General features: G+C 63.0%; 9 protein-coding genes. 5 read left to right on the forward strand and 4 right to left on the reverse strand.

The features are described from left to right. Window positions 1-227 precede the first annotated feature (227 nt). Complete coding sequence (locus ACE03M_RS05985) at window positions 228-1,040, reverse strand: ParA family protein (RefSeq protein WP_143921640.1); 813 nt, start codon at window positions 1,038-1,040, stop codon at window positions 228-230. Window positions 1,041-1,215: 175 nt separating this feature from the next. Between ACE03M_RS05985 and ACE03M_RS05990 the strand changes: the two genes are divergently transcribed. From ACE03M_RS05990 to ACE03M_RS06000, 3 genes are read left to right on the forward strand one after another with little or no spacing between them, the layout of a single operon-like run. Continuing rightward, complete coding sequence (locus ACE03M_RS05990) at window positions 1,216-4,617, forward strand: pyruvate carboxylase (protein WP_485933144.1); 3,402 nt, start codon at window positions 1,216-1,218, stop codon at window positions 4,615-4,617. Beyond that, window positions 4,610-5,116, forward strand: a complete 507-nt coding sequence (locus tag ACE03M_RS05995) for a peptide deformylase (protein ID WP_143921642.1) — start codon at window positions 4,610-4,612, stop codon at window positions 5,114-5,116. Before ACE03M_RS05990 ends, ACE03M_RS05995 begins: the two co-directional genes overlap by 8 nt. Window positions 5,117-5,156: 40 nt before the next feature. After that, on the forward strand, window positions 5,157-6,011 hold the full coding sequence (locus tag ACE03M_RS06000; RefSeq protein WP_485933145.1) for a 3-hydroxybutyryl-CoA dehydrogenase: 855 nt from the start codon (window positions 5,157-5,159) through the stop codon (window positions 6,009-6,011). A 95-nt stretch (window positions 6,012-6,106) separates the two neighbouring features. Here ACE03M_RS06000 and ACE03M_RS06005 read toward each other — a convergent pair whose 3' ends face one another. Beyond that, complete coding sequence (locus tag ACE03M_RS06005) at window positions 6,107-7,366, reverse strand: aspartate aminotransferase type Ic (RefSeq protein WP_143921644.1); 1,260 nt, start codon at window positions 7,364-7,366, stop codon at window positions 6,107-6,109. A 152-nt stretch (window positions 7,367-7,518) separates the two neighbouring features. On the opposite strand from ACE03M_RS06005, the gene ACE03M_RS06010 reads away from it, so the two are divergent. Together ACE03M_RS06010 and ACE03M_RS06015 are read left to right on the forward strand one after the other, a co-directional pair. Continuing rightward, entirely contained in the window at window positions 7,519-8,238 is a 720-nt protein-coding gene (locus ACE03M_RS06010) for a class I SAM-dependent methyltransferase (RefSeq protein WP_485933146.1), read from the forward strand. A gap of 381 nt (window positions 8,239-8,619) precedes the next feature. Continuing rightward, window positions 8,620-8,901, forward strand: a complete 282-nt coding sequence (locus tag ACE03M_RS06015) for a hypothetical protein (protein WP_485933147.1) — start codon at window positions 8,620-8,622, stop codon at window positions 8,899-8,901. 230 nt (window positions 8,902-9,131) lie between these two features. On the opposite strand, the gene ACE03M_RS06020 is transcribed toward ACE03M_RS06015, so the two are convergent. Both ACE03M_RS06020 and ACE03M_RS06025 read right to left on the reverse strand, forming a co-directional pair. Continuing rightward, window positions 9,132-9,899 (reverse strand): VOC family protein, encoded by a 768-nt coding sequence (locus ACE03M_RS06020; protein ID WP_143921647.1) that lies wholly within the window; start codon window positions 9,897-9,899, stop codon window positions 9,132-9,134. A 143-nt stretch (window positions 9,900-10,042) separates the two neighbouring features. Further along, window positions 10,043-10,330, reverse strand: coding sequence for a DUF4158 domain-containing protein (locus ACE03M_RS06025; RefSeq protein ID WP_186293003.1), 288 nt, complete (start codon window positions 10,328-10,330; stop codon window positions 10,043-10,045). Window positions 10,331-10,571: the final 241 nt, after the last annotated feature.

Consider the following 10,571-nt stretch of genomic DNA (forward strand, 5'->3'; position numbering starts at 1 on the left):
CCCCCCCCCCCCCCACACTCATCTTCATCAAGAAGAATCAAGCCTCGCGGCGAGGCATCTCGGCATGACAACAGGTACGGCACCCTCACTTCAGCAATGCCCGCAATCTGAACAACCCCAGAGTCCACTGGCTCAAGAGTTCGAGCCTGAAGGGAACGAGCAGGAAGCCTCACGGACAAGCCAGCTGCCACAGGACGTGGCGTTCGATGCCTACTGCTGCTTCGGTCCTACTGCTTCGGGGTGTTGCGCGAACGGATGTTCTCCGAGCGCAGAGCGCGTTCCAGCAAGGTGTCGAATGAAGTCGCAACTTCCTCGGCTGGCTTCCCGGGCCACGTGTGAATTGGGCGGGCAGAACCCTGTGCCTGCTGCATCACGGCACGTTCGGCCAATGGCGGATTGAGCACCAACGGTCCGAACATCTCCCGCATCTCAGTGATGCGATAGTCATGTTCGTTCGAACCGGCGCGAACCCGGTTCACTACGAGACCCAGCGGCTGAATGTCCGAGGTTCCACGTTGGCGCAGTTCGTCTGCCGCCCGCAGCGCGCGATCCGCGGCTGCTACTGAGAACAGGCTGGGCTCGGTCACCACTGCAACCCGGTTGCTGGCCGTCCACGCGGTGCGTGTGAGCCCGTTGAGACTCGGCGGACAGTCGATGAGAACCAGTCGGTACCCTTTGGCGACGCGACTCAGTGCGTCTTCAAGGCGCCGGAGGTACTTCTCCGACAATGAGGGTCGATCGAACTCCGCAGCTCTGGGGGAGCCGGAGATCACGTCAAGCTGGCCGAGCTTGTCACCCACCCACCCGGAGGGGATGATCGCCTCGGACAGGATTTTCTGGGACTTGGGAGCAGCGAGCACATCGGCGATATCGACACGTGTCGACGTCGGGACATCAAGGCCGGTCGATGAGTCCGCTTGCGGATCCATGTCGACGACCAAGGTCGGAATTCCTCGGTTGTAAGCGGCCGAGGCAAGACCGAGTGTCACGGACGTCTTACCGACTCCGCCTTTGAGGCTGCTGATACTTAGGACAAGCACCCTCCTACGTTAACGTATCCAACCGGGCCGAGCAGTCACGACCACGCCGGGCGTGGCAGCAGAGTCGAAATCAGACCCCCTGTATTCGAGTGCTCTGGGTCACTTAGTAGAGTTGTTCCTCGACAGCCCGTCGACTATCGCCTCTAGGCGATCGATACAGAAGTGAGAGACACAGATGTTCTCTAAAGTTCTTGTGGCAAATCGTGGAGAGATCGCCGTTCGCGCATTCCGTGCAGCGTACGAACTCGGCGCCTCCACTGTCGCTGTTTTTCCCTATGAGGATCGGAACTCCGAACACCGAATGAAGGCCGATGAGGCCTACATGATCGGCCAAGAAGGTCACCCCGTTCGCGCGTATCTCAGCGTCGAAGAGATGCTGCGCGTCGCCAAGGAATCGGGGGCCGACGCGATATACCCCGGCTACGGTTTCCTGTCGGAGAACCCCGACTTGGCGCGAGCCTGTCAGGAGGCAGGAATCACGTTCATCGGCCCCAAAGCCGACGTTCTCGAACTTGCCGGCAACAAGGTGCAGGCTCTGACGGCGGCACGCAATGCCGGTATTCCAGTACTCGATTCGGCTCGTCCCTCCGCCGATATAGCTCAGCTGCTGGCCGATGCGGACTCCATGGAATACCCGCTCTTCGTCAAGGCTGTGGCAGGTGGCGGCGGACGCGGAATGCGCCGAGTTGCCGAGTCCTCACAGCTGGAGGACGCGCTCAAGGCGGCGATGCGCGAAGCCGAAGGCGCTTTCGGAGATCCCACGGTCTTCATCGAACAGGCCGTGCAGCGACCGCGTCACATCGAGGTCCAGGTCCTTGCCGACAACGACTCGAATGCTATTCACCTCTTCGAACGCGACTGCTCTGTCCAACGTCGTCATCAGAAGGTCGTCGAGATCGCACCGGCGCCGAACCTGGATCCGGCCATCGCCGACGCACTGCACGCAGATGCTCTGAAATTCGCTGCGGCGCTGGGCTACCAGAACGCCGGAACCGTCGAGTTCCTCCTCGAAACCGACGGCCCGCGCAAGGGTAAGCACGTCTTCATCGAGATGAACCCGCGCATTCAGGTCGAACACACGGTGACCGAAGAGATCACTGACGTCGATCTGGTCGCGTCACAGATGCGCGTCGCATCGGGGGAGACCCTGGCAGAGATCGGCCTGGCTCAGGACGACATGCGAATCAAGGGCTCCGCCCTCCAGTGCCGCATCACCACCGAGGACCCGGCAAACGCCTTCCGTCCCGACACTGGAACCATCACTGCCTACCGATCTGCCGGCGGCGCCGGTGTCCGGCTCGACGGTGGAACAGTCCACGCAGGAGCAGTAGTCAGCGCGCACTTCGACTCGATGCTGGTCAAACTCACTTGCCGTGGTCGCGATTTCGAGCAGGCAATCTCTCGTGCACGACGTGCCCTGGCCGAGTTCCGAATCCGCGGTGTATCGTCGAACATCGGATTTCTGCGGGCCGTGCTGGAAGATGAGTCATTCATCGCCGGAGATCTCGCAACCTCATTCATCGAAGAGCGCCCACATCTGCTCGACGCTCGTGTCAGTGCGGATCGCGGTTCGAAGATCCTCGACTACCTGGCCGATGTCACCGTCAACCGTCCCAACGGTGAGCCCCGCGTGCGCATCCGCCCGGGGGAGAAGCTTCCCGATATCGATCTCGACACGGATCCGACACCTGGAAGCCGCGATCGACTCCTCGAGGTCGGCCCGACCGGTTTCGCTCAGGCACTGCGAAGCCAGACTCCATTGGCGGTCACGGACACCACATTCCGCGACGCTCACCAGTCGCTGCTGGCGACCCGAGTGCGCACCCGCGATCTGTTGGCCGTCGCCGGGCATGTGTCCCGGATGACGCCGGAGCTGCTCAGCATCGAAGCCTGGGGAGGTGCGACCTATGATGTGGCGCTGCGCTTCCTCGGCGAGGATCCCTGGGAGCGCTTGGCCGCACTGCGCTCGGCTGTTCCCAACATCAATCTCCAGATGCTGCTGCGCGGTCGCAACACCGTCGGCTACACTCCGTACCCGACCCAGGTCACCGATGCCTTCGTCGATGAGGCCGCGCGCACCGGCATCGACATCTTCCGCATCTTCGACGCCCTCAACGACGTCGAACAGATGCGTCCTGCCATCGAGGCAGTTCGGGCCACGAACACCACCGTCGCCGAGGTTGCCCTGTGCTATACCTCCGACATCCTCGATCCGCGAGAAGAGCTCTACACGCTCGACTACTACCTGAAGCTCGCAGAAGAGATCGTCGCGGCCGGTGCCCATGTGCTCGCTATCAAGGACATGGCCGGACTCCTTCGCCCTGCCGCTGCGACGAAGCTCGTCACGGCGCTGCGGGAGAACTTCGACCTGCCTGTCCACGTCCACACCCACGACACCGCCGGTGGCCAGTTGGCCACGCTCTGCGCTGCGGCCGCAGCCGGAGCCGACGCGGTCGATGCGGCATCTGCCTCGATGGCCGGAACCACCAGTCAGCCGAGCCTGTCGGCTCTGGTGGCAGCATTTGAGAACACCGAACGCGACACCAAGATCAGCCTGAACGCGGTCAGCGACCTCGAACCATACTGGGAGTCCGTCCGCAAGGTCTATGCCCCGTTCGAATCCGGACTGGCCGGACCGACCGGCCGTGTCTACCGCCACGAGATCCCGGGCGGACAGCTGTCCAACCTGCGCCAGCAGGCCGTAGCGCTGGGTCTGGGGGAGCGGTTCGAGGACATCGAACGCATGTATGCGGCAGCGGACGCGATCCTCGGCCACCTCGTCAAGGTCACGCCCTCGTCCAAGGTCGTCGGCGACCTCGCGCTTCACCTCGTGGGCGCCGGCGTCGATCCTAAGGAGTTCGCAGAGAATCCGGACAAGTTCGACATTCCGGACTCGGTGATCGGTTTCCTCAGCGGCGACCTCGGTGATCCTCCAGGCGGATGGCCCGAGCCGTTCCGCACGAAGGCCCTGGCAGGGCGCAAACACAAGGCTGTGTCCGAGGATCTCGCGGCAGAGGATGCTGCTGCTCTGGAGACGCCGGGCGCTGCACGTCAGGCCAAGCTCAATTCGCTCCTGTTCCCCGGACCGACCAGGGAGTTCGAGCAGATGCGAGCCAACTACGGCGACCTGTCCGTCGTTGAGACCTCGGAATACCTCTACGGTCTGACTGCAGGCGAGGAGCACGCGGTTGAGCTGTCGAAAGGCAAGGACCTCCTCATCGGGGTGCAGGCAATCAGCGGAACAGACGAGCGCGGCATGCGATCGGTGATGTTCACCCTCAACGGTCAGCTGCGCCCGCTGCAGGTTCGCGACCGGGCGGTCGAAAGCGACGTCAAGACCGCGGAGAAGGCCGATCCGTCAAACTCCGGCCACGTGGCCAGCCCGTTCGCCGGCGTAGTCACACTCCAGGTCGCACAGGGGGACCAGGTCGAAGCCGGCGCAACAGTCGCGACGATTGAGGCCATGAAGATGGAGGCCTCCATCACCACACAGACGGCCGGGACTGTCTCCCGCATCGCCATCGGCAACGTCCAGCAGCTTGAAGGCGGCGACCTCGTCGTGGTCATCGATGGCTGAGCGCGATATCCGCCTGTGGGGTGATCCGGTGCTGCGCAGTCCGTGCGCACCGGTCACCGTCTTCGACGAGGGGCTCAAGGCTTTGGCCCAAGACCTCGTGGACACGTCTCTGCCGGAGGGGCGGGCCGCCGTGGCGGCGCCGCAGATCGGTGTGGGCGTGCGGGCATTCGGGTATGACCTCGACGGTCGCACGGGGTATGTCATCAACCCCGAGGTCGTCGAGGTCGCAGGAGAGCTGCGCGACATCGAGGAAGGCTGTCTCTCGGTTCCGGGTCTGTTCTTCCCCACACCTCGCTACGAGTTCGCTCGTGTGCGCGGTGTGGACGCGGAGAACTCACCGGTGGAGCTCTCCGGCACGGAGGTGTTCGCGCAGATGCTCCAACACGAGGTCGCGCACCTCGACGGTCAGGTCTATGTTCAGACCCTGCCTAAGGAACGTCGGCGAGAGGCGATGAAGGCCATTCGCGGTTCCGATTGGTTCCTCGCCAGGCAGCCGTGACACACATGACGAACAGACACTTCAACACAAGGAGCAGCAGATGAGCATTCAACGCACCGCAGTCATCGGAAGCGGACTCATGGGAGCCGGCATCGCCGAGGTGCTCGCGAAGTCGGGTCTCGACGTCATCGTCCGCGAGATCAACGATGAAGCCTCCGCAGCCGGCCGTGCTCGCATCGAGAAGTCACTGGCCCGCGCAGTCGAAAAGGGGAAACTCGATTCCGAGGCTCGTGACGCGGCCCTCGGCAGGCTGAGATTCACCACCGACATCGGCGAACTCGCCGATCGTCAGCTGGTCATTGAGGCCGCGAGTGAGAACGAGGACATTAAGAAATCGATCTTCGCCGAACTCGACAAGGTCGTGACTGATCCTGAGGCGATCCTCGCTTCGAATACGTCGTCGATGCCGATCGTCCGGTTCGCGCAGTCGACCTCACGTCCGGAGCGTGTTCTCGGGGTTCATTTCTTCAATCCGGCCTCGGTCCAGCCACTCGTCGAGATCGTCTCCTCCGTGCTCACCGCCGATTCGGTGCGTGACTCGGTCACGGAGTTCGTCGCCGAGGTGCTCGGCAAGAATCCGGTCCAGGCCCAGGACCGTCCCGGGTTCATCGTCAACGCGCTGCTCATCCCTTACCTCTGCAGCGCAATTCGCATGCTCGAGTCCGGGTTCGCCACCAAGGAAGACATCGATGCCGGAATGGTGGGCGGCTGCGCGCACCCGATGGGCCCGATCAAACTTGCCGACATGGTGGGTCTTGACACATGCCTGTACGCGGCCGAGAGCATCTATTCGGAGACCGGCGATCCTGCAGCCAAACCTCCGGTGCTGCTCTCACGCATGGTCGATGCCGGCCTGCTCGGAGTCAAATCCGGACGCGGCTTCTACGAGTACTGAGGCCAGAGGCACCAGCACAGACAAAGAACTCCTGGTCGGTGATTGCACCGACCAGGAGTTCGTGTATTCAGGCTGCTGACCGCGAGCCGGAGGCTTCAGCCGGCGAGGAGCTTCTCATAGCTGGCAAGCTTCACACAGGCCACGAGCCCCTGCGCCGCCAGTTCCACGTCTTCGACGGTCGGCATGGTCGGAGCGATGCGGATGACGTTGTTGTGTGGATCCAGACCATAGGGATGGGTAGCACCGGCCGGGGTCAGCTTGACCCCAGCCTCGGCGGCCAATTTGACGATCCGGTCCGCGGTGCCTTCCAGCGTCGTCAGGGTGATGAAGTAACCACCGTCCGGCTCAGTCCACTGCGCCAGGTCCTTGCCGCCCAGTTCCCGTTCCAAGGTGTCCAGTACAGCGTCGAATTTCGGTGCGATGATCTTCGCGTGCCGGCGCATGTGCTCCTCCACGCCCGCAGGATCGGAGAAGAAGCGCAGATGACGCAGCTGGTTGACCTTATCGGGACCGATCGAGATCTTCGACAGATTCGCCCGGATCCAGTCAATCGTCTCCGGACCCGCACCGAAGAAGGAGACACCGGCTCCCGCGTGGGTGATCTTCGACGTCGAAGCGAAGATCCACGGGCGTTCCGGGTGTCCAGCCTTGGCACAGATGTCGAGGATGTCGAGAACCTCGGGATGCTCGTCCCGGAGGTGGTGGAGTCCGTATGCGTTGTCCCACAGCAGCGTGAAGTCGGGTGCCGCTGCCGGCATCGCCGCGAGCTCTTTCGCTCGTTCTTCAGTGATGGTGATGCCTGTCGGGTTCGAGTACATGGGCACCAACCACATGCCTTTGACCGTCTCGTCCTCTGCCAGACGTTGAGCCTCTGCGACGACTGGACCTTCGGAGTCCATGGGAATGCTGAGGAGTTCGAATCCCAGTGACTCGGCCAGCGTGAAGTGTCTGTCGTAGCCGGGGACCGGGCAGATGAGTTTGTGAGGTCCCTGGCCCCAGGGTCGTGAATCACCGACGGTGCCGTGCAGGAGAGCAAAGGTCAGTGTCTGGGCCATGAGAGTCAGTGAGGCGTTGCCGCCAGCCAGCAATTGGCTCGCAGGGATCTTGAGCAATGGGGAGAAGAGTTCACGCAGCTCGACGATTCCGTCCAGACCGCCATAGTTGCGGGTATCGACTCCGCTGGGCGTCAAGACGTCATCGGGTGTCACCGCTGTCAGAAGCTCTGCCGCCAGGTCGAGTTGCGCGCTTGCCGGCTTGCCTCGGGTGATATCAAGTTTCAACCCGCGGGAAGCGAATTCCTCATAGGCGCCAGAAGCGCTCTCCAGCTCTGCCTGCAGCTCGGACGTGGGGGACATCGATGCTCCTTGTCACTGTTTGTTTGACCGGTACAACCATCCTAGTCACTTCCCGGTCCGGGTGCGGGCCAGCACCGCGGGCGGAACGGGTTTTGACGACGAGTTAGAGTTGACCACGATCGATCAACTTCACGAGTCAGGGTGGGCGAACTGTGAGACCACGCGCGCAAGCAGCTCATGGACGCAGCTTCGGCCAGCTGGCGGGCGTCTACGACGAAGTGCGTCCCCGGTATCCCGATGCCGCCATCAACCTGGTGAGCAGTGACTGGAGCACTCTTGAGATCTGTGACCTGGGCGCCGGGACAGGCATTCTCAGCAGTGCGCTGCTCGACCGTGGTGCGAATGTGATCGCCATCGATCCCGACGAGGTGGCGTTGGCCAACAATCCCGCACGAAGTCTCGTGGGCAGTGCAGAGGATACGGGTCTGCCGGACGCCTGCGTCGATATCGTCACCGTGGCACAGGCATGGCACTGGTTCGACGAAGCCGCGGCTGCGACCGAGATCAATCGAATCCTACGGCCCCATGGGCAGCTGATCATCCTCATCAATCAGCTCGATGTGCGTATCGATTGGGTGCTGCGTCTGAGTCGGATCATGCACGCCGGCGACGTGTACCGTCCCGCCTACCGTCCGAGCCCTGCAGGCTTCGACCTCATCGACCATGAGTTGGTCGAGTTCACCACGCCGCTCTCGTTCGAGGGCATCGTCGATCTGGCGAGGACCCGTTCCTATTGGCTGCGTTCGAACCAGACGACGAGGTCACGGGTCGAGTCGAATCTCCGTGAGTACTTCTCCCTCGAACATCCATTCGACGGTGAGCTTGACCTGCCCTACATGTGCCTGGCCTACGTTCTCAGGTCTCACGACTGAGCCACAGCGAATTTCAGGGCCCACGGTAGTATCCAGCGCATAACCAACGCTTAGGAGCCGGTGAGTCGGCGGCGGGGCCTGGTCGAGGCCGGGGCGGCTGCGGTTGGTGCCGGTGAGGCCGTGGTCTTGGCAGATAGGTTGCTCCGCGAGACGCAGGTCGAGGAACCTGTGTGTCGGGAAGGCCACCGAGAAACTGACTACGGATCACCAGGTAGTTGATCGAGCTGCGGTTTAGTCCCACATGGTGCCGAATCTCCCGCCAATTCGACGGGAAGCACGCCTGTTCTTGCTCGGTGAGCGCGGCGACGGCCGCGTGGCGACGGCCGCGGGGCGCCGTCCGAGAGGACGCCGAAGAAGCGGTCGACGCGAAATGCGTCCGCGATGACGTGCAGCTGTTTGGCCAAGTACCCCACCGCGGCCGGCGGCCTCACTCGTCACGCTCGGGAACTGCGCCGCGATCTCGAAGAACTTCAACAAGACCGCGAAGCCAGGCCGCGTCGCACCGGTCTTGTTGCCAACAGCGTCCACGACGCGACCTGGTCCTGTGCCGACCACTCCAGCACACAGATGATCAAACGCCCCTACGTCGGCGCCGTCATCCACATCGAGACCATCGGGCATTACCTGGCCGCAACAAGACCGTCGCAAGGGACAGCAACATGATTCTCGTGGTGACGATGATCACAGCGTCGTGTCGGGTACGGCGACGATCCGGGACCACGGCGGTGATCACCCGTTTGATTGAAGCAGGCGATGCCGATCGGCGGCGCAGGCACGTCCACCTTGATTATGGTACTTAGCCGACCTCGGTCTCACTTTGTCGAGGAGGTCCACACCGACGACATCCACGCGCGTCTTGCCGAGCTGGACCACTTCGCCAGCTGACCGGCGGTTCAGCTCGTCATCGGCGCACCGACATCGAATTCCGTGCCGAACGGGTCCGTGATGTTCGCGACCCGCCCGTAGATCATGTCGTAGGGCTCGGCCGAGGTCCCACCCGCGTCGACCGCTCGCCGCGCCGCCGCATCGGCGTCGTCCACCTGGAACAAGGTCCCCCAACGGGACTTCGTGGCCTTTGGGTCACCGGCGATGCCGCCGATCTCGTGGCCATCCGGTCTGCGGAGGAACGTGAAGTCGAGCTCGGGCATGTCCGGGTTGGCATCCAACGTGTAGCCGAAGACCGCGGCGTAGAAGTCGCGCGCGGGTCCGGATTCTGCGGTGACGAGGTCGTTGCGGAGCAGGGTGTTCGGCTCGTTGACGATCTCGCAGCCGATGTGGGCACCAGCCTGCCACAGTCCGCACTGCGCACCGGTGGTGTCCTTGATGATCGCTGTCCGGCCCTGGTCCAGCACGTCCATCGGACCGGTGATAATCGAGCCGCCCGCGTCCCGTGCTCGGGCGGCCGCGGCGTCACAGTCATCCGTCGCGAAGAAGACGTTCCACCAGAATTCCGTGGCGTCGGGATCGGGGTTCGGCCTGATGGCCGCGACGGGCCTGCCCCGTAGCAAGCACTGGGTGTAGTGGCCGAACTCCGCCGGTCCCACATCGAACTCCCAACCGAACAACGCGCCGTAGAAGGTCATCGCGCGGTCGAGATCCGGGATGCCCAGGTCGATCCACGTCGGCGTGCCAGCCGGCTGCGTGGTGGTCAACTCGCTCATCGTCTCTCCTTGACGTGTCCCTATCTTGTCCCGCATGACCCTGGAACCTAAAGCGCTAGTGTAACCCAGCTCACACCGACGTGGGCTACCCCTCCGTCACTTGCGCCCAGTAATGCCGGTACGCGGTGACATCGCCGGCCTGCTCAACGCTGGTCAGATAGCCAGCCTATTTCGTCGGCACGAACCCGGCCGGTGAGCAACAGCGCCAGGTTCAGCGAGGTCTCCTCGCGAGCTCGGACACGAGCCGTCGCCACGTGTTCGAGGACGTTGACTACGCCGGGGCGCACAAGCCGCGACGTCGACAGGTATTCACAGGCTGCCCGGAACACCAGCTTCGGGGCCTCGTGCTCCATCGCACGAGCGAACTGGAATCCGTACAGACTCTCCCACTCGGCCGTGTTGAAGGTCCGCCACCGCAGGTATGCGACCACTCCTCGCACGTGAAATACGGGAGCAACTCCGCCAGCCCGACCTCCGGGAACTCTCGAAGCTGGTCCGGCTCCTCTTGCGAGAATTCGTCGCCACCGACCTGCCACCTTCACCTCGATGTCACAGACCCGAGAAACGTACTGGCTCCGCGGTCAGCCGGACCAGACTTAATCCTTGATTGTGCGCTGGAGGCCAAGGGGACCCCTTCAAGGCACAGACACAACCGTTGAAAGCGGGCCGCAC

The sequence above is a fragment of the Brevibacterium sp. AGC70 genome, from assembly GCF_057334195.1.